Source organism: Sphingopyxis sp. NFH-91 (assembly GCF_021401285.1).
Taxonomy (GTDB): domain Bacteria; phylum Pseudomonadota; class Alphaproteobacteria; order Sphingomonadales; family Sphingomonadaceae; genus Sphingopyxis; species Sphingopyxis terrae_A.
On the sequence record NZ_JACBGA010000012.1, the window covers coordinates 1 to 21,820 of the forward strand.

The 21,820-nt window shown below is 63.1% G+C and carries 19 protein-coding genes, 1 tRNA gene and 1 pseudogene; 9 read left to right on the top strand and 12 right to left on the bottom strand.

Annotated features, from left to right (window positions below; translation table 11 throughout):
- Window positions 1–360 precede the first annotated feature (360 nt).
- The 3 genes and pseudogenes from L0963_RS17920 to L0963_RS17930 form a co-directional block, all read right to left on the bottom strand.
- Window positions 361–1,167, bottom strand: coding sequence for an IS110 family transposase (locus L0963_RS17920; RefSeq protein WP_326490203.1), 807 nt, complete (start codon window positions 1,165–1,167; stop codon window positions 361–363).
- Between the two features lie 328 nt (window positions 1,168–1,495).
- Window positions 1,496–2,521: an IS110 family transposase gene (locus tag L0963_RS17925; protein ID WP_234181004.1), complete on the bottom strand. Its 1,026-nt coding sequence runs from the start codon at window positions 2,519–2,521 to the stop codon at window positions 1,496–1,498.
- Window positions 2,522–2,770: 249 nt separating this feature from the next.
- Window positions 2,771–3,091, bottom strand: a pseudogene (locus L0963_RS17930) (ATP-binding protein); the annotation flags it as partial.
- A 78-nt stretch (window positions 3,092–3,169) separates the two neighbouring features.
- Between L0963_RS17930 and L0963_RS17935 the strand changes: the two are divergent.
- The 3 genes from L0963_RS17935 to queE all read left to right on the top strand — a co-directional run bounded on the left by L0963_RS17935 (window position 3,170) and on the right by queE (window position 5,279).
- A complete protein-coding gene (locus L0963_RS17935) occupies window positions 3,170–3,367 on the top strand; it encodes a hypothetical protein (protein ID WP_234181007.1) in 198 nt (65 codons plus the stop codon).
- 323 nt (window positions 3,368–3,690) lie between these two features.
- Window positions 3,691–4,722, top strand: a complete 1,032-nt coding sequence (locus tag L0963_RS17940; protein ID WP_234181009.1) for a DGQHR domain-containing protein — start codon at window positions 3,691–3,693, stop codon at window positions 4,720–4,722.
- Window positions 4,719–5,279 (top strand): 7-carboxy-7-deazaguanine synthase, encoded by a 561-nt coding sequence (gene queE / locus L0963_RS17945; RefSeq protein WP_234181011.1) that lies wholly within the window; start codon window positions 4,719–4,721, stop codon window positions 5,277–5,279. The genes L0963_RS17940 and queE overlap by 4 nt, the downstream gene beginning before the upstream one ends.
- On the opposite strand, the gene L0963_RS17950 is transcribed toward queE, so the two are convergent.
- From L0963_RS17950 to L0963_RS17970, 5 genes are all read right to left on the bottom strand, one after another.
- Window positions 5,195–6,031, bottom strand: coding sequence for a hypothetical protein (locus L0963_RS17950; protein WP_234181012.1), 837 nt, complete (start codon window positions 6,029–6,031; stop codon window positions 5,195–5,197). The genes queE and L0963_RS17950 overlap by 85 nt on opposite strands.
- Before the next feature lie 320 nt (window positions 6,032–6,351).
- Complete coding sequence (locus L0963_RS17955) at window positions 6,352–6,903, bottom strand: hypothetical protein (protein WP_234181014.1); 552 nt, start codon at window positions 6,901–6,903, stop codon at window positions 6,352–6,354.
- A gap of 297 nt (window positions 6,904–7,200) precedes the next feature.
- Window positions 7,201–9,279 carry an integrase gene (locus tag L0963_RS17960; RefSeq protein ID WP_234181017.1) on the bottom strand — a complete coding sequence of 693 codons (2,079 nt, stop codon included), beginning with the start codon at window positions 9,277–9,279 and terminating at the stop codon, window positions 7,201–7,203.
- 113 nt (window positions 9,280–9,392) lie between these two features.
- Window positions 9,393–9,467, bottom strand: a tRNA-Gln gene (locus L0963_RS17965).
- Window positions 9,468–9,523: 56 nt separating this feature from the next.
- Window positions 9,524–10,609, bottom strand: a complete 1,086-nt coding sequence (locus L0963_RS17970; protein WP_234181019.1) for a branched-chain amino acid aminotransferase — start codon at window positions 10,607–10,609, stop codon at window positions 9,524–9,526.
- A 78-nt stretch (window positions 10,610–10,687) separates the two neighbouring features.
- Here L0963_RS17970 and L0963_RS17975 point away from each other — a divergent pair, with 78 nt between their 5' ends.
- Window positions 10,688–11,197, top strand: a complete 510-nt coding sequence (locus tag L0963_RS17975; RefSeq protein ID WP_003042620.1) for a MarR family winged helix-turn-helix transcriptional regulator — start codon at window positions 10,688–10,690, stop codon at window positions 11,195–11,197.
- Window positions 11,198–11,251: 54 nt separating this feature from the next.
- On the opposite strand, the gene proC is transcribed toward L0963_RS17975, so the two are convergent.
- Both proC and L0963_RS17985 read right to left on the bottom strand, forming a co-directional pair.
- Entirely contained in the window at window positions 11,252–12,082 is an 831-nt protein-coding gene (proC, locus tag L0963_RS17980; protein WP_234181021.1) for a pyrroline-5-carboxylate reductase, read from the bottom strand.
- A 23-nt stretch (window positions 12,083–12,105) separates the two neighbouring features.
- Window positions 12,106–13,797, bottom strand: a complete 1,692-nt coding sequence (locus L0963_RS17985; protein WP_234181022.1) for an alkaline phosphatase family protein — start codon at window positions 13,795–13,797, stop codon at window positions 12,106–12,108.
- Window positions 13,798–13,882: 85 nt separating this feature from the next.
- Here L0963_RS17985 and L0963_RS17990 point away from each other — a divergent pair, with 85 nt between their 5' ends.
- From L0963_RS17990 to L0963_RS18010, 5 genes are all read left to right on the top strand, one after another.
- Entirely contained in the window at window positions 13,883–15,823 is a 1,941-nt protein-coding gene (locus tag L0963_RS17990) for a thioredoxin family protein (protein WP_234181024.1), read from the top strand.
- Window positions 15,823–16,563: a TlyA family RNA methyltransferase gene (locus L0963_RS17995; RefSeq protein WP_186401107.1), complete on the top strand. Its 741-nt coding sequence runs from the start codon at window positions 15,823–15,825 to the stop codon at window positions 16,561–16,563. The genes L0963_RS17990 and L0963_RS17995 overlap by 1 nt, the downstream gene beginning before the upstream one ends.
- A gap of 62 nt (window positions 16,564–16,625) precedes the next feature.
- Window positions 16,626–17,177, top strand: a complete 552-nt coding sequence (locus L0963_RS18000; protein ID WP_186401108.1) for a TspO/MBR family protein — start codon at window positions 16,626–16,628, stop codon at window positions 17,175–17,177.
- A 50-nt stretch (window positions 17,178–17,227) separates the two neighbouring features.
- Window positions 17,228–17,524: an accessory factor UbiK family protein gene (locus tag L0963_RS18005; protein WP_186401109.1), complete on the top strand. Its 297-nt coding sequence runs from the start codon at window positions 17,228–17,230 to the stop codon at window positions 17,522–17,524.
- A gap of 61 nt (window positions 17,525–17,585) precedes the next feature.
- Window positions 17,586–18,092: a YbjN domain-containing protein gene (locus L0963_RS18010; RefSeq protein WP_234181026.1), complete on the top strand. Its 507-nt coding sequence runs from the start codon at window positions 17,586–17,588 to the stop codon at window positions 18,090–18,092.
- Window positions 18,093–18,115: 23 nt separating this feature from the next.
- Here the strand turns inward: L0963_RS18010 and L0963_RS18015 are convergent, their stop codons facing one another.
- Both L0963_RS18015 and metH read right to left on the bottom strand, forming a co-directional pair.
- A complete protein-coding gene (locus tag L0963_RS18015) occupies window positions 18,116–19,075 on the bottom strand; it encodes a right-handed parallel beta-helix repeat-containing protein (RefSeq protein ID WP_186401110.1) in 960 nt (319 codons plus the stop codon).
- Window positions 19,076–19,191: 116 nt separating this feature from the next.
- Entirely contained in the window at window positions 19,192–21,813 is a 2,622-nt protein-coding gene (gene metH / locus L0963_RS18020; protein ID WP_234181028.1) for a methionine synthase, read from the bottom strand.
- Window positions 21,814–21,820: the final 7 nt, after the last annotated feature.

Here is a 21,820-nt window from a genome sequence, read left to right on the forward strand (position 1 = left end):
TGGCCGAACTCAACCAACCCATGATCGAGGAGGAAAATCAGCCCCTACACATCACCGCCAAAGCCGCCTGACGATGGCCCACGGCCACAGCCGAAATTACACCACCTTGACGGACGCGACCGATGTGCAAAGTTGGAGGCAGGGCTTTCGACGACGGTTGACATACTCTTATGCGCGGGTTGGCTACCGCATTTCCGTAGGTTCGTCTGGAGCTGCCTCGGTCTTTCGGTCGGGCGTGGGCTTTTAGCCTGCCACAAAGCTGCCACGAGGGTTCTCCACCGGGGCCCTGCCCCCAATATTGCACATCAGCAGAAGGTATGGATTCAGATTCTCCTGTTGCGGTTGATCGACGATGACGTTTCACGCCGTCTTTGCGGGGGCGACCTCCTGTCCGATCGCCCATAAAAAGGCGGCCATCTCCCGCGCGATTGCAGTGACGGCAACGGTCTTGGTCTTGCCTGCCATGACGAGCTTACGGTAACGCGCACATAGCCGGATCTGAGCTTTCCATGCGATCTCGCGTACCGATCTTGGCAGCCCGTCCAGACGCGCCTCGATCTCCCGGCTCACCCGAGCAGGAAAGCGATAGGTCCACGCCCCCTCGATCAGCACGCGACGCGCCCGGACGTTACCAGCCTTGGTGATGCCGCCACGCCGCACTCGATCTCCGGTCGAGCTTTCAGACGGCACAAGGCCCAGATACGCCATCAGCTGTGGTGCGCTGTCGAAGCGCCTGACGTCGCCGATCTCGACTACGAAGGTGACAGCCGTAATGAGCGCGACGCCGCGCATCGCCTGATAGGCCTCGACGACCGGGCCCATCGACCAGGATGCCATGGCCTCGGCGACCTGCTTTGTGAGCCTGTCCAAGCGAACCGCGGCGTCCTCAATTGCCTGTATATATTCGGCCAACACAATGTTTTGCGCCGGGTGTTCAAAACTCTGGATCGCCAGCCACCGACTATGCACCCGCGTCCAGGGCGCGCGACCCGCATAAATGCGACCATGCCTCAGAAGAAAAGATTGAAGATGCTGTCGCGCTTTTCTCAACCCATCGTTTGCAACTTCGCGTGCGCGTACGAGATCGCGAATGGCTTCATGTGTTTCATCCGGCACCCATACCGGCGTCAGCGGACCTTGATTGCCCAGAAGGGAAATGCACTCAATCGATCAGCGCGGTTGCCTCGGAAGATCCTGATACTCAGAAATCCTACCCAATCCGGACTATTTTCTCGAGGATCGCATCCGCAGTCGCAGCACTTGTGTCAAACGGCCCTTTAATTGCGGGTTTCTGTCAAGCCTGTAGTTGATCCATACCGGGGTCATGGTCCTTTTCGAGGTCATGGCCTCATGATGATGTCCGGGTCGGGTGCCTCAACGTGTGCAACGCGGTCCTGAAGTCCGCAGCCGTTTGAACGAGGTCACCGCAACCACCGTCCCGGTGGATCATCACAGGGCTGGCTTCAGCCCTGCGATCTCAGGGTAGTTATGACGATCAAGCAGGCTGTTTTCCCCACTCGAACTCGGTTCCATCCACCCAGATGCAGTGGAGGATGATGGCGAGCTTTCGTGCGACTGCGACCTGCGCTTTCTTCATGCCACTGCGCTTTGCAATCCGTAGCCCCCAGGCCTTGAGCGCGCACCACCGCTTGGTTCGATGGAGCAAGACGCTGGCGGCCTCGAACAGATATGTGCGCAACAGCCTGTCGCCCCATCGCGAGACCTTTCCCGTCACGTCCATTTCACCCGATTGCTTTCGGCGGGGTGTGAGCCCGAGATAAGCTCCAACCTTCGTGGCGTTCTGAAAGCGGGTGGGATCATCGATCGTATGGCGGAATGTTAGGGCTGTAACGACACCGATGCCCGGAACCGTCATCAACCGCCGGGTCGTCTCGTCCTCTCGGGCGAGGTGACGGATGGTTCTATCGATCTTTTCCAACTCGCCGCATGTCTGTTCATGCACGGACAGAAGGGGAAGAAGAATGGGGCCGAGAGCATGGCCATCGGCGATAAGATCGCTGACCCGCCGCTGGAACTGCCCGCCGACAGCCCGTGGAAAGAGCATGCCACACTCCTTCAGCATGGAACGCATCTGGTTTTCGAGATCGCGCCGGATCCGTACCAACCGGGATCGACAGACAAGGATGGACCGTGCGGCCTGGCTTTCCTCGCTTTTGACGGCGACCTCCCGATACCATCCGACCCGGACGAGTTCCGCCAGGCCCCGAGCATCATTCTCGTCGCTCTTGTTCATGCGGACGGACAGTGCCGCATGGGCGTGGCGAGCATCGATGCAGACCACTGGCAGGCCGGTTCGCTTGAGCTCATGCCAGAGCCAGCTCGACATAGCACCTGTCTCGAGACCTACGCGTTCGGCATTGGGAGCCTTCTTGGCGACGACGGCGGCCAGGACGCCCGGATCTGATTTCACCCGGCCTTGGTATAATGGCCGCCCGGCTTCATCAACAATGCAAATCGACGTCTCTTTTTGTGACACGTCCAGCCCGACATATTGCTTCATGGCGATATCCCTTCGTTACGATGACCTCACTCATTCTGAAGCCGTCGCATCCCAATGGGAACAACGGCAGCAATTACGTCATCGTGTTCAAAAGGGACCCCCGATCGGCGTCGAAGAGGGACCCCCTTTGAGGATATGCTGAGGATTTGTTGAGGATGGCCTTGCGCTGCGTGCGGCGAAGGGCGGGCGTAGCCCGACCGGAGGCGCGCGCAGCGCAAGATAGATTTTTGAAGGCGCCGACGGTGGCGGTCAGCTGCGGTTTTTGAAACGCCAGCTGTCGTTGCCGGTCTCGACGATATCGCAGTGGTTGGTGACGCGGTCGAGCAGCGCCGTGGTCATCTTGGGATCGCCGAACACGGTCGGCCATTCGCCGAAGGCGAGGTTCGTGGTGATGATGACGCTGGTGCGCTCATAGAGCTTGCTGATGAGGTGGAACAGCAACTGCCCTCCCGAGCGTGCGAACGGCAGATATCCAAGCTCGTCGAGCACGATCAGATCGAGCCGCGACAGCTGCGCCGCCAGGGTCCCGCCTTTGCCGATCCGGGTCTCCTCTTCGAGGCGTGTCACCAAGCGTGGGCGGTAACCGCGATCGTCAACTTCTACGTCCGCCTCGAAAATCATTTCGCGGTCCATGCTGATCGCACGCCAGTGTCGGATGTCCAGTTCCTGCGCGCGACGGGGCCGTTCGTCTGGCGATATTGGGAGAAGGACATCATGACCTTCGTCAAAGCCTGCAGTCTAAAGACGGTCGCCGATAACAAGGATCGCATTTTCGAGCCCCATTTTATCGCGCCGCTTGAGAGGCTCGACGCGCTCTATGATCGAGCGATCGCCGCGTCACGCTGACGATCGATGCCAGTCTCACGCCAGGTGATCGAGCACTGCGCGCAAGATGCTAGCCGTTCCCTTCCCCGGTGCCCAGATCGGGTCCCTCCCCGCTAAGGCGTCCTTTACGCAGTAGAAGGCTTGATGACTGCTGCTTTTCCACGCGAACACGAATAAATCTGCCGCTTTGGCGAGACTTGTCAGCTTCGCCGTTGCCACCAGGTCGGAATTTACATCGACCCTGCAGCCCGGAAATAATTCTTCCAGCGCTTTCTTGGCTCGGCTGCCTGCGGCTTCCGCCAAGGTGTATAAAACTCGAAGGCGCGATCGATCTGCCCATCGTCATGCGCCTTTTCAGCCGAGTACGGCGTCGGGCCGAAAAATGTCCCGATCAGAATCTTTCTGCGTCCGCCATCAGACAACGTCACATCAAGACGTCGGGCTTGACTGTACACCTCCGCAAACTGGTCCTTCAGAAGTTCATTTCGCGGATAGAGCGCCAGCACCTTGACCCAGCGATCGCCTGCAGCGTCGCGTTGGATATGGATGGCGGAATTGCCCGTCTGTCGATCGACATGAGCGACGGTGCCCAGGGCTTTGTGGTCGACGGGCAGCAGCGGCTTTCTGCGCTGGCCGAGGTCGACCGCGATTTTCAGGTTTTCGTGTCGGCACTGATCTGCCGCGACGAAGCCGAACTGCGCCGTCAGTTCGTGCTGATCAACAACAGCAAACCGCTTCCCAAATCCTTGATCTATGAGCTGCTCCCGACGGTCGACGATCTCCCGGCGCGTCTCAGTCGCCGATCCGAGGCGGCGGACCTTACCGGGCGCCTCAACTTCGAGGCGACCTCGCTGAAAGGCTATATCAAGCAGCACACATGGCCCGAGGGCATCATCGCGGACACGGTGATGCAGAAGATCATCATGGAGTCGCTCAACAATGGCGTGCTGCGCGATCTTAGCCGGAGCGCCAAAGGCGGCGACAAGTGTGTTCGCCTCATCTCGAATTTCTTCGATGCGGTGAAACGCGTCTTCCCCGAAGCCTGGCATGGCCAGACGCCTGCGAGCTCACGCCTTCTGCACGGCGTCGGCATTCAGGCGATGGGCGACGTGATGGAAGTTCTCGCCGAACGCGCCGACGCGCGATCGGTCGACGATTTCTACGAGGGGCTGCTCTGTCTTCAGGACCGTACCGCATGGACTGACGGCGACTGGCATTTCGACGACGAAACGCGGCGCTGGAAGTCGCTCCAAAACGTCAATCGCGACGTCGCGCTGCTCAAACATTATCTCGTCGGAATTGTGAAGGCCGACCAACGGCAGCGGCGCAAGCCTGCTCCCGCTCCGCTGCTGGAACCGAGTGAGGGTGCAGCATGAGTTACGCGGTGAAGGAAATCTTCAAAACACTGCAGGGTGAGGGCGCTCAGAGCGGCCGCGCCGCCGTGTTCTGCCGGTTTTCGGGCTGCAATCTCTGGTCCGGGCGCGAACAGGATCGCGCCTCATCGGTTTGCAGTTTCTGCGATACCGATTTTGTCGGCATGGACGGAACCGGCGGCGGACGCTTTGCTGACGCCGCCGCGTTGGTCGATGCCGTCGAAGAGGCGTGGGGCGAGGGCGCCCATGGCCGTTACATCGTGCTGACTGGCGGCGAGCCCTTGCTGCAGGTGGACGACGCGCTCATCGAAGCGCTGCACAGCCGCGGGTTTGAGATTGGCGTCGAGACCAACGGCACGCAGGCGGCGCCTGCCGGCATCGACTGGATCTGCGTTTCGCCGAAGGCCGACGCCGCGCTGCATCTCACGGGCGGCGACGAACTCAAACTCGTCTATCTTCAAGGTTTCGCGCGCGCTCACTTCTTAGTCTCCCGAACGCGGCGCGCGAGCGCGGCAAAGCGCGACTGCTCACAGGCGATGCCCAATTCGTCGCGAAAATAGCGAAGCAGTCGCGACGCACTTCCCCCGGCGCTTTCCCAATGCTCCGCAATAAGCTTGAGCATCGTATCGTCGTCGTGGCGTGCGCGATCGAACTTCTGTGCTCCCCGCCACGAACCGATCGCCGAACGTACGGCCTCAACATCAGCGTCCAATGAAGCTTGCGGAACGGTCCCGCGGCCAAAGCCAACGAAGTGCGCGAGCGCTCGCGACGCAAAATCGTTCAATGTGCCGGGACACGGACTGTCGGGCCCGTCCAGACGATTGTCATAAGGCATCCGGAGCGGACGAAGAGCGTCGGGCATGCGCGCAGCAGGCGATGCAGTGAATATGCGCACGCGCGCGAGGTCGTCGGACGGCAGCGCGATCAGCTCGGGCGCCAGCATCTCAATATACGCCTCGGACAAGGCGACTAGCAGAGGGCCCGACTGGTCATACATCAAGTCTTCTAGCGAACGCGAAAGGTGCGACGAACTCGACAAGGCCCGCCACCATGACGCGATCGAGAAGGTGCCATCGACCCGCGACTGAATGCCGTCATCGGCGCCGACCAGCACAGTGCAACCATAGGCCGGAATAGGGGTAGATGCTTCAACCAGCCCGAGTCCGGCAGACACAATGATCAGCTTTGCATCGATGGCGGCCGCCGCCGCGCGTGCTTCTTGAAAGCTGCGACCGCAGTAAACATCCGACGCTGGATGGCAGGAGGGCGCATTCGCGACGCGCCCTAGCCAGTCACAGGCAAGATCTTGCAACGGAGCACGGGGGACCGAGGACATGTGCAGGCTAGGCGGGATTGGCAGACGCTTACGGTTGGTACAGCTGGTAATCACAAGCGTCACAAAATATCACCCCCGCGCAGCCTTGCCGGCGCACATCCTCCTACCGAGTTATCCACAGGTTATCCACATTAAATGTGCCCACACTGGGCACATTTCATAGCAATAAATGCACGGCATCTCTCCGCCGTTCGGCAGACATTGCTCGGCAAATGCGGCAGGCGGAGGCCGCTAACCCCTCATTTATCAGCGCATTTTTCCGCGCCGCAGCCGATCGCTGCAACTTCGCGCCCTGCTCAAGCCAGCGAAAAATAGATGTACGCACCTTCTTCGCCTTCGGGTCCGATATGATAGGCAAGATCGACTTCGTCACTTTGCGCAAATTGCTCGTAGAGATCGATCCGCTTGGCATCGCGAACGCGCGCGAGCACACACCCTGCCGCATAGTGGGACTCGTCACCCTGAATGCAGGCGATATCTTTCTTGGCATGCTCCAGCATGTTGCCCAGGTTTTTTCTGGTAGCGGAAAAATAGGCGCGTTTGCACTCGAACGAATATGAGCGCGACCCCGAACTGATCCAGAGGTCGGCGCGGCCATCGACGCGGGTGCGCTTGTCGTTCCGTCCGCGTTTGATCACCGCGTATTCAGCGAGCGGCACAAAGCCGGCCATCGCAGCCGCCGACGCAAGGAAACCGACCGACGCGACCTCGTGGAATAAAAAGGGTGAGTCACCCACGTCGCCCAGAAACCGGTCGTACAGTTTATCTGCCTGCTCGAGCCATGCCTCCCAATCCTGAAGCAGGCCGCGCTGACGCCCGTCGTACCGCTTAAGCTCACGAAAAGCCATTTCACCCCCCTCTTGTGATTTCGTTCTCACAGAGGTGGAAGAAAATGCCTCCGATGGAAACTAAAAAACGGTTGTGAATTGGTGCCATTCAGCGGGTGCCGTGCAAGGCACGCAAATGTAATACGGCAGTAGCTGTGCATTTTGGAGAACTTGAGCCTGATGCAGCGTTCGTCTCCAATGAATGGCCGCTTTCAGGAGGCAAACATGTCAGCCGCAATGGCCGACTTCAGGCGCATAGCAGCCGTAAACGATGGCTTAGCCACCCAGCGACTATTCGATATTTAGTCCGACATGGTGTCAACCGCGCTTGCGCCGCCCGGCGCTCTCGCGAGTTGGCCGCGCGCCGCGCATGCAAACGGGTAGCAACCGGATTTCTACGGTATCTTGCAGATGGGCGGTCACTTTGGGTATCTGGTTCACGACATCAAGCAGGATCTGGAGGCGTGTGGCGCTCGCGTATCGGTTGGCATTTTCGCCGCCATGCTTCTGACCGAGAAGATCCGACCGAAATTCTTCGAATGTCTGCAACATCTTCAATTCAGTGCTGACCATATGCCGACCGCTGTGAACCGCCTGTCCCGGCTTTACAAGTTTCAGACGTGGCTTAATGTGAAGCCATATATTTTTGAAAAATACATCTCCCAGCGCACGCCCTGTGCGACCGGGCTGGATTTCTGGAAAGAGGTACTGCTCGCCAGCTTCCTTCATGGCTTGGACATAATGCATGAAGCCCAAGCGACGCAGCTCTTCGCAAACAGGAATCTTACGAACGCTGGTCGCGTTCTTGACGCCGCCCGCGGAGGTCTTCCTGATGTTGACAAAAAAGATACCGTCTTCTTCGCCGATATCATCGACCAAAAGCTTACAAGCTTCCTCCCGCCGCATACCTGAATACCAGACCAGCGGCATGACCCAATAGGCCGCATCATGCCAAATCGGACCTCCCGGCGTCAGTAACAAACGCCGAGGCAAATCCACGCCCGCACCTCCAGTCCAGATGCCGAGACGAAACAATTCTTCACCCTGCGCAATCGTATAGGGGTCGCGCTCGTCGCGCTCGTCCCTGTCATCCTCATCGAGGATAAAATCTGAAAAATCGAGAGGCGCCATTGGCGTTTTCGTTGCAAGCCACGCACACAATCTCTTGAGGTTGGCGAAATGACGATTAATGGTCCCTACGTCGAGGCCAATCGCGAACGAGATTTCTTCGCCGCGCTCCTCTTCCTCAGTAAGACGATCGAGCGCCTCGCTGCAAATTTCCTCCAGCGACATCGCTTCGTGTCGAGGCGACTTATGATGCGACGACGGTAACCGGTTCAACAGGTCGTAAAACTGGTTCAGGTCTTCCTGGCATGTTGCTGCCATGGCCTTGCCATTATTCGACTTGCCGAACAGAAAGGGCGCGGCCTTGAACTGGCGCTTCTGGCTGGCGCCCCAGACCTTCGGCTGCGACTTGCGCTTTTTGGGGTTCGCACCGTCGGCCAAGACCGGCGCATCGTCCCGTCCGCGCGCCTTGGGTTTCAGCTCCATATATTTTTCTACCGCCTGCACCGGGCTAAGGGCGGCATAATGGGTCTGCGCATCGGTGAATGTCGACGCCGGCGCAGGCACAATGGTGCTGGCGTTCCACGTGTTTGGAGGCGCAGGGGCGGAGATCGGGGGAGGCATCGAAGTCTGCAGAGGCGTTCGCCCGAGCGCGTTCATCAGCGCCAAGCTGTGTTCGATCGCGCGAACCTCGGGGCTGTCGTAGGTTGCCGCGGCCGTCAACCGCGCGCAACACATGACCTGCCGGGCAATTTCGATGCGGTCAGCCGCTGGCTCAATGCCGAGCCGCTCCAGCAATGCCTTTGCCTCATTCAGCAAATTGCCGGGAACATCGCCGGCTTGGGAAAGCATTGCATAAAGATTGGCACGGGCCTCGTCGTCCAGCGACGGAAAGCGCTTGTCGAATGACCCGATGTAATCGATGCCCATATAGTCGTCGAAGCCATTTGCGATGAAATCGCCGTTGAACGCTGCATAGATCGAAAGCATCTGGTGGAAGCGAGCGGTGACATTGCCCTCACCGTCCTTCTCGATCACCGCCAACTGATGCGCCAGCATGTTGCGATACCGCACCATCTCCTCTCGAAAGAGATGGTTCACCTGCTCGCTGGTCAGTCCTTCCTGCTCGATCCGTTCGTATAAGCTCATTCGCACAACCTCGCTTCGGCTGGTCATCGCGACCGCGCGCCGTCGCGCGACCGACTGGTCCTTCGTCAGAAGGCTGACCGTTGTTACGATGGTTATAGGACGTTCAAGCCGTCCAACGAAGCGCACCCGGCGACGCCACCAGTAGGTGGCCCCGCGACGGTTCACATTTTCGATTGCTGGCATCAGGCACTGGCTCCACCCACTGGTAGCAATTGATGCCACTGCGATGGTCGGCCTTGCTCAGTTAAGGGAGAAACCTGGGGTTTTCCGTCCCTTGGCTGAGGCACAGCACCGGCTGGCTGGGGCGGCAGGATTCGAACCTGCGCATGGCGGTACCAAAAACCGCTGCCTTACCGCTTGGCTACGCCCCATCGGCCGGTGCGAGGGCGCTCTATAGCGTCTCGCGACCGATTGGCAAGGCGCCGGATCAGAGGCGCGTGACCCAGCCGTGCGGGTCGGCGGCGCGGCCGCGCTGGATGTCGACAAGCCTGTCCTTCAGCATCGCCGTCACCTGTCCGGGGCCGCCGGCGCCGACGGTGAAACTGGTGGCGCCGCGCGTCACCTTGCCGACAGGGGTCACGACCGCCGCGGTGCCGCACGCAAAGCTTTCGGTCAGCCTGCCGCTGGTCGCATCGGCCTGCCACTGGTCGATCGCATAGGGTTCCTCGCGCACCGTCAGGCCCGCATCGCGCGCCAGTGTGATGATGGCGTCGCGGGTAATGCCGGGCAGGATCGTGCCGGTGAGCGGCGGGGTGACAATGCTGCCATCGTCGAAGACGAAGAACATGTTCATGCCGCCCAGTTCCTCGATCCAGCGATGCTCCGCGGCGTCGAGGAAGACGACCTGATCGTGACCCTTTGCGATCGCTTCCTGCTGCGCAATCAGGCTCGCGGCATAATTGCCGCCGCATTTGGCGGCGCCGGTGCCGCCGGGCGCGGCGCGGGTATAGTCTTCCGACACCCACAGCGAGACGGCCGGCGCGCCCGACTTGAAATAATTGCCAACCGGCGAGGCGATGACGAGGAAATGATATTCGGCGGCAGGCTTGACGCCCAGAAACACCTCGCTCGCATACATGAAGGGGCGCAGATAGAGCGCGCCGCCTTGCACCTTCGGGAACCAGTCGGCATCGACGCGGACAAGCTCGCGCACCGCGGCAAGGAACAGGTCCTCGGGCAGCTCGGCCATCGCCATGCGGCGGGCGCTGGCGTTGAAGCGTGCGGCATTCGCCTCGGCACGGAACAGTGCCATCGATCCGTCGTCGAGCCGATAGGCCTTCAGCCCTTCGAATATCTCCTGCGCATAATGAAGGACCGCGGTCGCCGGATCAAGCGACAAGGGGCCGCGCGGCATCACCTGCGCATCGTGCCAGCCCTGGCCTTCCTTGTAGCGGATCGAGACCATATGATCGGTGAAGACGCGGCCGAAGACCGGGTCCGCAATCGCCGCCGCGCGTACATCGTCCGCCGTCGGGTTCGGATGCGGAAGACGGGTGAAAGCGGGTGCGGACATGGAAAAACCTAACCTCTTGGCAGTGACTCGGTGCGCGCCTCTTGCCAAAGCGCGGCGCCGCGCGCAACGGTAGTCGCCATGGCCGATGAAAATTTTCTTTCACAAGTTCCCGCTGCCTCTGCCCTTTTCTTGCGTGAAGAGGAGGTGCGCCGCGGCATCGAATTCCTGTTTTTCGGCCATGGCGCGCTGTGGCGCGCGGGCGATGCGCGGCTGGCCGAAAACGGCCTCGGACGCGCGCATTACCGCGCGCTTTACTTCATCGCGCGCCAGCCGGGGCTGACGATTTCGGACCTGCTCGCGCTGCTCGGCATCACCAAACAGTCGCTCGGCCGGGTCATCAAGGATCTGGAGGCGCGCGAGATGCTCGTCACGCGCCCGGGCAACCGCGACCGGCGGCAGAAGGAACTACGGCTCACTCCCGCCGGACGCGCCGTCGAGGCTGCGGTCTTCGGGCAGCTACGCGACGCGATGAGCCGCGCCTACACCCATGCGGGTCAGGCGGCGGTCACCGGCTTCTGGCAGGTCAACGAAGCGTTGATGTCGCCGCGCGAGCGGCAGCGCGTCGCCAGGCTGGGCAGCGAGAGCTGAGCGGGCGATAGCCGCCCGGCGCTGTCACGGCCCACGCCTTTGCGGGCGCGCCGATCAATCTTCGCCGCGGGCAAGATCGGCGAGTTCGCGGCCGCGATCGCGCGCCGCGCGCAGGACATTGGTCATCAGCGCAACGAGTTCGCCGCCTTCGTCGAGGATGTCGAGCCCGGCCTGCGTCGTGCCGCCCTTGCTCGCGACCTGCGCGACGAGCGCGCCCGGCTTTTCGCCGCTGCGCGCGAGCAGGGCGGTCGCTCCGCCAAAGGTCGCGGTCGCAAGCTTGAGCGCATCGTCGCCCGAAAGGCCAAGCCGCTCGCCCGCCGCTGCATAGGCTTCGATCAGGCGAAAGACGAAGGCCGGACCGCTGCCGGTGAACGCGGTAACGAGGTCCATCATGCCGTCGTCGGGGAGCGCAACGATCTCGCCGAGCGGCTTGAGCAGCGCTTCGATCGCGGCACTGTCGGCATCACCCGTACTGGTCACGGCCGAAACCCCAGCGCCGATGCGCGCGGCCAGATTGGGAAGGATGCGGACCTGCGCCCGCGCTTCGGGAAAACGGACCGCGAGATCGGCGAGCGAGACGCCGGCGAGGATCGAGAGCAGATGCACCTCGCCACCCGCGACCGCCGCCAGATCGCCAGCGACCTCGCCCAATTGCTGCGGCTTCATGCCGAGCATGATCCAGTCGGCGGCCTGACCCGCCGCCCGCCAGTCGGCAAGCGAGGTGAAATGCGCGGTGCCTTCGCGCGGCGCCGCGAGCGGATCGACGACGGCGACCCGCGCCGGATCGAGCCCCGCGACGAGCCAGCGATCGAGCATCGCACCCGCCATATTGCCGCAACCGACCAGCAGCATCCGGCCGGCAAATTTTCCCAAAGTCTTCGTCATGATTCCTTGTTCTTCATTCTTCTTTACGGACGGCAACTGCTTTCCGGACCCGAAAGCAGGTCGAGGCAGCGGCCATCGATCTTGGCCGCGTCGACCGGCAGGTCAATGAGCGCGGCAAGCGTCGGCATGATATCCACCGTCATCACGGCATTCGGCTGTTCGAAGGCGGTGAGCCCCTTGCGCCAGAAAAGTATCGGCACGCGGCGGTCATAGTCCCATACCGAACCGTGCGTCGCGACATAGCCGAGGCCCGATTCGGGGATCGGCGTGACGCGCGGTTTGAGCACGACAATGAAATCGCCCGAACGCTGCGCATTATAGGAAGCGCGCAGCTTGTCCATCAGCGTCCACACGTCGGGCGACCGCTTCGAGATCGGATGGTTCGCCAGTTCCTCACCGGTCACCACCGCCTCGACTTGGCGGTGGGCGCGGTAGCGCGCTACCAGCTCGTCCAGCGCCGCCCTGCGCTGCGCGGGGGTCAACGCCTTCGACAGATACATGTCGCCGAACGGGCCGTCGCCATAGAGCAGCGGCTGCGGCAGGCCGAGCTTTTCGGCCACCGCCTTGCCCATCGCTTCGGGATCGAGCGCGGCATCGACGCGTTCAGCGGCGGGCCAGGCGTTTTGGCGGTTGCGTTCGGGGAGATCGTGACCGCCATGGTCGGCGGTCAGCACGACGGCATAGTCGATGCCGGTCGCATCGAGCCGTGCGAAGAAGTCGCCGAGCTGCTGGTCGAGCGCGTGCATCTGGATGCACATCTCGGCGCCCTCGGTGCCCGTGCTGTGGCCGATATAGTCGGTCGCCGACAGGCCGAGGATCAATAGATCGGTTGTGGTGCCCTCACCCAGCTTGCGCGCAGCGCGCAGCGCGGCGCCGGCGGCGAGCACCGCGCCGTCCGCTTCGGGCGAGGCCATGAAGCGGCGGAAATCGCCGCCATCGCGCTGAAAGCGGCCGGTGCCGACCGTGCCGCCCTTGTCAATCGGGATCGCGATATTGTGTGACGCGCAATCGGCGGGCAGGTCCATCGCGGGGCGCGCCTGGCCAATCGCCGCGGCGATCGCGCTGCTTGCCTGCTGCGCGACCAGCGACAGCGTGATGCCGCGATAGCTGGTGAGGCCGCCCGGAAACAGCCACATCAGCTCGTCCGCCTTGCGCCCGCCCATCATGATCGCGGCGCGATCCTTGCCTGCGACCGAGACGATCTGCGCTTTCGGATCGCGCGCCTTCATCAGATCGCCGAGTGTCGGGACCATCAGATGATTCACCGATGCCGCATATTTGCCGCCGCCCGAACTTGTATCCGGCACGGTTTCGTCCTCGGCGCAATAGACGCGCTTGTCGGACCGGGCGACCGAGAGGTCGAAATAATTATTCGCGATGATCCCGGTGTGCGCCGGATGATTTCCGGTCAGGATCGTCGAATGGCCGGGGCAGGTTTCGGTCGCGCCGTGCGACTGATACCCCGCCGGAAATACCACGCCCGACGCAAGCCGCGCGAGACCGCCGGTGTAATGGCTGCGATATTCGGCAAACAGATCGGCCGAAAACTGGTCGACGGAGATTGCGACGATCAGCTTGGGCGGCGGGGTTGCCGCCGTAACCTTTGCGACCGGTGGCGCCGAATCCTGCGCAAGGCCGGCTCCGGCATTTGCGAAACAGAGGGTGGCAGCGAGAACGGTGGTCAGGCTTTTGAGCTTCACGGGGAACATCTCCATGGCTGGGGTCGTCAGCGCGGGCTGTCCTCTCGACGAAAGCCGCCTATATGGCAAGCCTCGAACGACAGGCAGACACAGGACAGGCATGGATCGCGCGAAAGACGGCTTTGTGACAGACCGAAGTGCATCAGCGACGGCGCGCGCGCTGCTGGCGCTGCTCGCCCTGGTTCTGCTCGCCTTCGCTCCTTCGCAGGCGCAGACCACGCATATCGCGCCGCGGCTGGTCGCCGAATCGGTGGTACCGTCGCCCGGCGGAGCGACGACGATTGCCCTCGCGATGACCCCCGATAAGGGTTGGCACGGCTATTGGTCGAACGGCGGCGACGCCGGTTTCGGCATGCAAGTCGAATGGAACGCGCCGCCAGGCGTCACCGTAGGCGCCTTTCGCTATCCGGTTCCCGAGGCGCTGACGCTCTTTGGGCTGATGAACCATGTCTATGAACATCCCTATGCGCTGCTCGCCGATGTCCGCGTCGACAAGAGCGTCGCGCCGGGGACCGACCTGACGCTGACCGGCATCGCCAACTGGCTCGCCTGCACCGACAAGATCTGCGTTCCCGAAAAAGCGGTGATCTCGGTCGCGATGAAGGCTGGCGACGGAGCCATCGCAGCGGGCGCGCAGCAGCAATTCGACGCATGGCGCGCCAAGCTGCCGCAACCGCTCGACCGCGCGGGCCGGTGGGAACGCCGCGGCGCGACGGTGCGCTTCGCCGTACCGCTGCCCGAGGGAACATCGTTGACGGTACCGCATCTGTTCGCAGCGACCCAAGGCGTCGTCGATTATCCGGCAGTGCAGCGCTTCAGCCGCAACGGGGACTGGATCGTGATCGAAACGGCGGGCAAGGGCAACGCGCAAGGGGAAATCGACACGCTGCTCAAGCTCGACCAGGACCGTGGCCTTTCCGTACGCTTCGTCCCCGGCGCGGTTCCGGCGGCCGGCAAGGCGATCGCCGGGGGCGGCTCCGGCGGCGGGGCCGGTATCGACTTGGCGCTGTTCTGGACCGCGCTCGGCGGCGCGATCGTCGGCGGATTGATCCTCAATTTGATGCCCTGCGTCTTTCCGATCCTGAGCCTGAAAGCACTCAGCCTTGCGCGGTCGGGCGACGATGCACGCGCCGCGAAGGTCGAGGCTGTGGCCTATACGGCGGGTGCGGCGCTCACCGCGCTACTGCTCGGCGCGCTGCTGCTCGGCCTGCGCGCGGCGGGCGAGCAGGTCGGCTGGGCCTTTCAACTGCAGCATCCGGCGAGCGTGTTCGTGCTGCTGCTGCTCGCGCTCGCCATCACGCTCAATCTGCTGGGCGTCTTCGAACTGCCGTCGTTCGGCGGCGGCCAACGGCTCGCAAACCAGAGCGGCGCGGCGGGCGGTTTCTGGACCGGCGCGCTCGCGGCCTTTGTCGCCACGCCGTGTAGCGGCCCCTTGCTCGGCGCCGCGCTCGGCGCCACGCTGGTCCTTCCGGCCTGGGCTGCCCTGCCGATTTTCGGCGGGCTGGGTCTTGGTATCGCCCTCCCCTTTCTGGCCGTCGGCTTCGTGCCTGCGCTCCGCAATCGCATGCCCAAGCCGGGACCGTGGATGGCGACCTTCCGCAAATGGATGGCGCTACCGATGGCCCTGACCGCGCTCGCCCTCGCCGTCCTCCTGTGGCGACAGGTTGACGGGCGCGAGGCGGGGCATGGCGCGGGAATCGAAGTCTCGGCCGATCGCTATTCGGCGGCGGCGCTTGCCAAGGCGCGTGCGACGGGAAAGCCCGTGTTCGTCTATTTCACCGCCGACTGGTGCCTGTCGTGCAAGGCTAACGAGGCAGGCGCGATCAACCGCGAGGCGGTGCAGGATGCGTTCGACAAGGCGGGCGTCGTCACGCTCGTCGGCAACTGGACCAACGGCGACCCCGCCATCACGCGTGCCTTGGCCGAGCATGGCCGCAACAGCGTGCCGCTTTACCTCTGGTACGCGCCGGGAAAGTCCGAACCCGAAATCCTGCCGCAGATCCTGACGCCGGGACTTCTCACCGACCGGACAGGCGACTGATGGCGAAGCAGCGTGCCGACCAGCTGCTTGTCGATCGCGGACTCGCCGAAAGCCGGACGCGCGCGCAGGCGCTGATCCTCGCCGGCCTCGCCTTCGTCGGCGACCGCAAGATCGACAAGGCGGGGCAGCAGATCGCCGAGGATGCCGCGATCAGCGTCAAGGGCCGCGACCATCCATGGGTGTCGCGCGGCGGGATCAAACTCGACCATGCGCTGACGCATCTGGGCTGGGATATTGCGGGCGCGGTGGCGATCGACGTGGGATCGTCGACCGGGGGTTTTACCGACGTGATGCTGAACCGCGGCGCGGCACGCGTCTATGCGGTCGATTCGGGGACCAACCAGCTCGCCTGGAAGTTGCGGCAGGACGACCGCGTCATCGTCCACGAGCAGACGAGCGCGCGCATCCTGACCGCCGATCATATTCCCGAGCCGGTCGATCTCATCGTCTGCGACGCGAGCTTCATCGCGTTGTCGAAGGTGCTGCCGGTGCCGATGGCCTTTGCCAAAGCGGGCGCGCGCCTCGTCGCTCTGATCAAGCCGCAGTTCGAAGCCGAACGGCACGAGGTCGGCAAAAAGGGCGTGGTACGCGACGCCGCGGTGCACGCCCGCGTCTGCTCCGAGGTGCGCGACTGGCTGGAACGTTCGGGCTGGCGCGTCGTTGAGACGGTCGAAAGTCCGATCACCGGACCCGAAGGAAATGTCGAATTTCTGATTGCGGCTACGAAATCCGCAGCTTGACGCGGGCGGTGCGCGCCGCGACAGCATGACCGACACAGATTCGCGCGCGAAGGACCAGATGCATGAGCGAGATTGCCACCCCCGGTCAGCTACGCATGTCCTATTGGCGCTGGGCGATGTTCACCGTCCCGGCGCTCGTCCTGATCGGCAGCCTGATGGGTCTGCTCTCGAACAGCGGCTATGACAATCGCTGGTTCATGGCGCTCGACCGGCCCGCGATCGTTCCGCCCGGCTGGGTCTTCGGGGTCGTGTGGACGACGCTCTATGTCCTGCTCGGCCTGGCGCTGGCGATGATCCTCCACGCGCGCGGCGCGCGCGGGCGCGGCTTTGCGCTGGCGCTGTTCTTCGTGCAGCTGATCGCCAATTTCGCCTGGTCGCCGCTCTTTTTCGGCATGCATCAGGTGACCGCCGCGCTCTATCTCGTCATTTTCATCCTGATGGTGACGATCGCGACGACCTTTGCCTTTGCGCGGATCCGCAAGGCGGCGGCGTGGCTGCTCGTCCCCTATATGATATGGCTCAGCTTCGCGACGATCCTGAATTTCCAGATCGATCAGCGCAACCCCGACGCCGAAACCCTTGTGCCGGCCGCCGCGACCTCCCAGATAGGATGACGACCCGATTTGGGTGAATACAGGGGACGACCCCGACAAAGGACAGGATAATGCAAAGCGAAAACCGGTTTTTCGACGATCTGGCCAAGATGGTCAACGGTATCGCAGGCACCGTCGCCGGTGCCGGACGCGAAGCCGAAACCGCGATGCGCGAACGCGCGAAGGAATTCGTCGGCCGCATGGACTTTGTGAGCCGCGAGGAATTCGAGGCGGTGAAAGAAATGGCGGCCAAGGCACGCGCCGAAGCCGACGCGCTGAAGGCGCGGCTCGACAAGCTCGAAGCCGCGGCAAAGCCGGCCGCCGCCGCGAAGGCGCCGGCCAAGCCCCGCGCCGCACTCAAGAAGTAACGGAGCGGGCTTTCCCCCGCGCGACTCGCCACCCGGCCAAAGTCGCGCTAAGGGCGCAGCCATGACCGACGATATTTACGACGACGAGGACGGCCAGGAAGCCGCGCCGATGGATATGCTGGCGTCCTATTTTGCGGCGCACGACTGGCCGCACGAAATGATCAGCGAGGACGAGATCGTCGCGACCGCACAGGGCAGCTGGACGACCTATGAGTTGCGCGCGGTGTGGCGGCCCGAGGACGGGGTGCTGCAACTGCTCGCCTTCCCCGACATCCGCGTCGTCGAGGACAAGCGCAGCGTCGCGCATGAAGCGCTCGCGATGATCAACGAACAACTCTGGCTCGGCCATTTCGAGCTATGGTCAAACAGCGGCACCATACTCTATCGTCACGCGATGCTGATCGGCAGCGATGCGGCGATGCCGCTCGACATCACCGAAACGCTGGTCGAAAGCGCTATCGACGAATGCGAGCGCTTTTACCCGGTGTTCCAGTTCGTGCTGTGGGGCGGCAAGACGCCCGCCGAGGCACTGGCCGCGTCGCTGATCGAGACGCGCGGCGAGGCCTGACCCGCCGCGCCGGGCGCGCTTGCTTACCGCTTTTCGAAGGGCTTGAGGCCGGGGCCGATCTGATTGGCCCCGATCGCCAGCGGCTCGCCGCTCCAGTCGGCGACGAACACCGAGGATCGGCCGATGCCCTGCGGGATGCTCGCGCGATTGCCCTCGATCACCAGCCCGCGCGACGGATTGTCGCGGCTCTCGGCTGCGACCGCGATCAGCGCCGAGTAATTTTCCTTGTCGCGCCCCTGGACGAGCAGATTGCCCGTGATCCGTCCGGTCGAACCAGAGGGCAGATCGATGAGATAATTGGTCGCGGTCCCCTGCGTATCGTCGAAACTATTGTCGCTGATTTCGACCTCGCGCGCGCGGGCCTTCAGATAGTGGCCGCCGCTGCCCTTTTCGAAGCGCGTGTGCGTCACGACGACGCGTCCATATTCGCCGGTATAGACGCTGTGCGCGCAGCTCAGCCCGCGGTCGCAGCGGCCAAGGCGCGAAAAGGTCGAGCGGTCGATCGTCAGCGTCGCCGCCGGATCATTGGCGGTCAAAATCCCTTCCTCGCTGTTGCGGAACAGGCTGTTCGCCACGTCGAGATTGCCCTGTTCGAGCCGGATGCCCGCGCCATTGCCGTCGGGAACGCGCATATTCTGGAACACCAGACCGTCGACGCGCGCGGCGCGGCCGCGCAGCACCAGCGCCGCCTTGCCCTCGCAGCTCACGCCGTCGAAGATCGCGCGCCCTGCCTCGGCCGCGACGAAGGCAACGCGGCCGGCGGTCTGGACCGCACAATCGCGATGATAGCCCGTCGCGATGCGGATCGTGCCGTCGCCATCGCCGATCGCGTCGACCGCCTCTTGAAGCCGCCCGAAGGCGCGGCCGCTTTCGGCGACGACATAGGGCGCTGCCCCCGCCTGCGCGGGCAGCGGCGCGGGCGCGAACAGCATCGGCAGGGCGAGGAGCGGCAGCATGGGCCGACGAAGGAGCATCTGGATCATCGCCGCGCCATACCCCTTCTGCGGCCCCACGTCCTTCGCGAAGCTGGTTAACGAAGGCGCTGTCCCTTTGTCGGACAGCCCTCCCCCGCCGGGTTAACCCGCCCCCTTTACCGATGTCAGTCGAGGTTCGGACGCAGCCAGCGGCGGGCGGTTTCGATATCGACGCCGCGCCGCACGGCATAGTCGGCAAGCTGATCTTCCCCCACGCGCGCGACCCCGAAATAGCTTGCGTCGGGATGGCCGAAATAGAAGCCCGAAACCGCTGCGGTCGGCAGCATGGCAAAGCTCTCGGTCAGCGATGCCCCCGAATTGGCCCCGGCATCGAGCAGGTCGAAGAGGATCGGCTTCAGACTGTGATCCGGGCACGCGGGATAACCGGGCGCGGGACGGATGCCGCGATATTCTTCCTTGATGATCGCCTCTGGCGTCAATTGTTCGGCGGGCGCATAGCCCCACAGATCGGTGCGGACATACGCGTGGAGCCGTTCGGCAAAGGCTTCGGCGAAGCGGTCGGCGAGCGCCTTCAGCAATATGTCGCTATAGTCGTCGTGCGCCGCCTTGAAGCGCGCAAGGTGCGGCTCGATGCCGTGGATAGCGACCGAAAAGCCGCCGATCCAGTCGCCGTCGTGGCTGACGAAATCGGCGAGGCACATATTCGGGCGCCCTTCGCGCTTCGCGATCTGCTGGCGCAGGAAGGGGATACGGACATGCCGTTCTTCCTCGGCAAGGTGAATGATGACATCGTCGCCTTCGCGTCGGCAAGGCCATAGCGCCGCGACGCCCCGCGCGTGAAGCCAGCCCTCGCCAATGATCTTTTCGAGCATCGCGCGCGCGTCGGCATAGAGGTTCGTCGCGCTTTCGCCGACGATTTCGTCGTCGAGGATCGCCGGGTAATTGCCCGCCAGCTCCCATGCGCGGAAAAAGGGCGTCCAGTCGAACCATTCGACGAGTTCAGCCAGATCCCAATTGTCGAACACATGGACGCCGGGCCTTTCGGGCGGGAACGGCCGGATATGCTCGTCGACGACGAAGCCGTTAGCGCGCGCATCGTCGATCGGCACCAGCGCGCTCTGCCCCTTGTTGGCGCGCACGTCGCGGATATGTTCGTAATCCGACTTGTAACCGCGAACGAACGCATCGCGCCCGGTGTCGCTGACGAGCGAGGTCGCGACACCGACCGCGCGGCTCGCATCGAGCACGTGCAGGACCGGCCCCTGATAGGCGGGGTCGATGCGCAGCGCGGTATGGACCTTCGACGTCGTCGCGCCGCCGATCAGCAGCGGCATCGTCATGCCGGCGCGCTGCATTTCCTCGGCCACCGTCACCATCTCGTCGAGCGAGGGGGTGATTAGGCCCGACAGGCCGATCATGTCGGCGTCATTCTCGTTCGCCGCCTCGAGGATTTTCGGCCAGGGCACCATGACGCCCAGATCGACGATCTCGAACCCGTTACATTGCAGCACGACGCCGACGATGTTCTTGCCGATATCATGGACGTCGCCCTTCACGGTCGCCATCACGACCTTGCCCTTGCCCTTCGCGCCGGGTTCCTTGGCGGCTTCGATAAAGGGCAGCAGATGCGCGACCGCCTTTTTCATGACGCGCGCCGATTTGACGACCTGCGGCAGGAACATCTTGCCCGAGCCGAACAGGTCGCCGACGACATTCATGCCGTCCATCAACGGCCCCTCGATCACCTCGATCGGGCGGTCCATCAGCAGCCGCATCTCTTCGGTATCGTCGACGACATGCGCGTCGATGCCCTTGACCAAGGCATGTTCGAGCCGCTTTTCGACCGGCCAGCCGCGCCATTCCTCGGCCGCCTTTTCCTGCGCCGCGTTGCTGCCCTTGTAGCGTTCGGCGAGCGCGATCAGCCGCTCGGTCGGGCTCAGTTCCTCGCCCTCCACCTTGCGGTTGAGGATGACATCCTCGCACGCGGTGCGCAGTTCGGGGTCGATCGTGTCATAGACGTCGAGCTGCCCCGCGTTGACGATCGCCATGTCGAGCCCGGCGGGGATTGCGTGATAGAGGAAGACGCTGTGCATCGCGCGGCGCACCGTCTCGTTGCCGCGAAAGCCGAACGAGAGGTTGGACAGCCCGCCCGAGAAATGGACGTGCGGACAGCGGACGCGGATTTCCTTCACCGCCTCGATGAAATCGACCGCATAATTGTCATGCTCCTCGAGCCCCGTCGCGACCGCGAAGATATTGGGGTCGAAGATGATGTCCTCGGGCGGAAAACCGATGGTCATCAGCAGCTTGTAGGCACGCTCGCAAATCTCGATCTTGCGCTCTTTGGTGTCGGCCTGTCCCACCTCGTCGAACGCCATCACGACAACCGCGGCGCCATAGGCCATGCATTTGCGTGCATGGTCCAGGAAAGCCTCCTCGCCCTCCTTCATGCTGATCGAATTGACGATCGGCTTGCCGGGGACGCATTTCAGCCCTGCTTCGATCACCTCCCACTTCGACGAATCGATCATCACCGGCACGCGCGCGATGTCGGGTTCGGCGGCGATCAGCTTCAGGAAGGTCGTCATGGCGCGCACGGCGTCGAGCAGGCCTTCGTCCATGTTCACGTCGATGACCTGCGCGCCATTTTCGACCTGCTGGCGCGCGACCTCGACCGCCGCGGTGAAATCGTCGGCGAGGATCAGCCGCTTGAAGGCGGCGGAGCCGGTGACGTTGGTGCGTTCGCCGATGTTGACGAACGAGGAGGAGGAGAGAGTTGCGGTCATCGAACGG

Bases quoted from the DNA above. Each gene is read 5' to 3' on its own strand.
- L0963_RS17925 (WP_234181004.1), bottom strand. From the start codon at position 2,521: ATGAAGCAATATGTCGGGCTGGACGTGTCACAAAAAGAGACGTCGATT.
- L0963_RS17940 (WP_234181009.1), top strand. From the start codon at position 3,691: ATGCGCCTTTTCAGCCGAGTACGGCGTCGGGCCGAAAAATGTCCCGAT.
- queE (WP_234181011.1), top strand. From the start codon at position 4,719: ATGAGTTACGCGGTGAAGGAAATCTTCAAAACACTGCAGGGTGAGGGC.
- L0963_RS17955 (WP_234181014.1), bottom strand. From the start codon at position 6,903: ATGGCTTTTCGTGAGCTTAAGCGGTACGACGGGCGTCAGCGCGGCCTG.
- L0963_RS17960 (WP_234181017.1), bottom strand. From the start codon at position 9,279: ATGCCAGCAATCGAAAATGTGAACCGTCGCGGGGCCACCTACTGGTGG.
- L0963_RS17970 (WP_234181019.1), bottom strand. From the start codon at position 10,609: ATGTCCGCACCCGCTTTCACCCGTCTTCCGCATCCGAACCCGACGGCG.
- L0963_RS17975 (WP_003042620.1), top strand. From the start codon at position 10,688: ATGGCCGATGAAAATTTTCTTTCACAAGTTCCCGCTGCCTCTGCCCTT.
- proC (WP_234181021.1), bottom strand. From the start codon at position 12,082: ATGACGAAGACTTTGGGAAAATTTGCCGGCCGGATGCTGCTGGTCGGT.
- L0963_RS17985 (WP_234181022.1), bottom strand. From the start codon at position 13,797: ATGGAGATGTTCCCCGTGAAGCTCAAAAGCCTGACCACCGTTCTCGCT.
- L0963_RS17990 (WP_234181024.1), top strand. From the start codon at position 13,883: ATGGATCGCGCGAAAGACGGCTTTGTGACAGACCGAAGTGCATCAGCG.
- L0963_RS17995 (WP_186401107.1), top strand. From the start codon at position 15,823: ATGGCGAAGCAGCGTGCCGACCAGCTGCTTGTCGATCGCGGACTCGCC.
- L0963_RS18000 (WP_186401108.1), top strand. From the start codon at position 16,626: ATGAGCGAGATTGCCACCCCCGGTCAGCTACGCATGTCCTATTGGCGC.
- L0963_RS18005 (WP_186401109.1), top strand. From the start codon at position 17,228: ATGCAAAGCGAAAACCGGTTTTTCGACGATCTGGCCAAGATGGTCAAC.
- L0963_RS18010 (WP_234181026.1), top strand. From the start codon at position 17,586: ATGACCGACGATATTTACGACGACGAGGACGGCCAGGAAGCCGCGCCG.
- L0963_RS18015 (WP_186401110.1), bottom strand. From the start codon at position 19,075: ATGATCCAGATGCTCCTTCGTCGGCCCATGCTGCCGCTCCTCGCCCTG.
- metH (WP_234181028.1), bottom strand. From the start codon at position 21,813: ATGACCGCAACTCTCTCCTCCTCCTCGTTCGTCAACATCGGCGAACGC.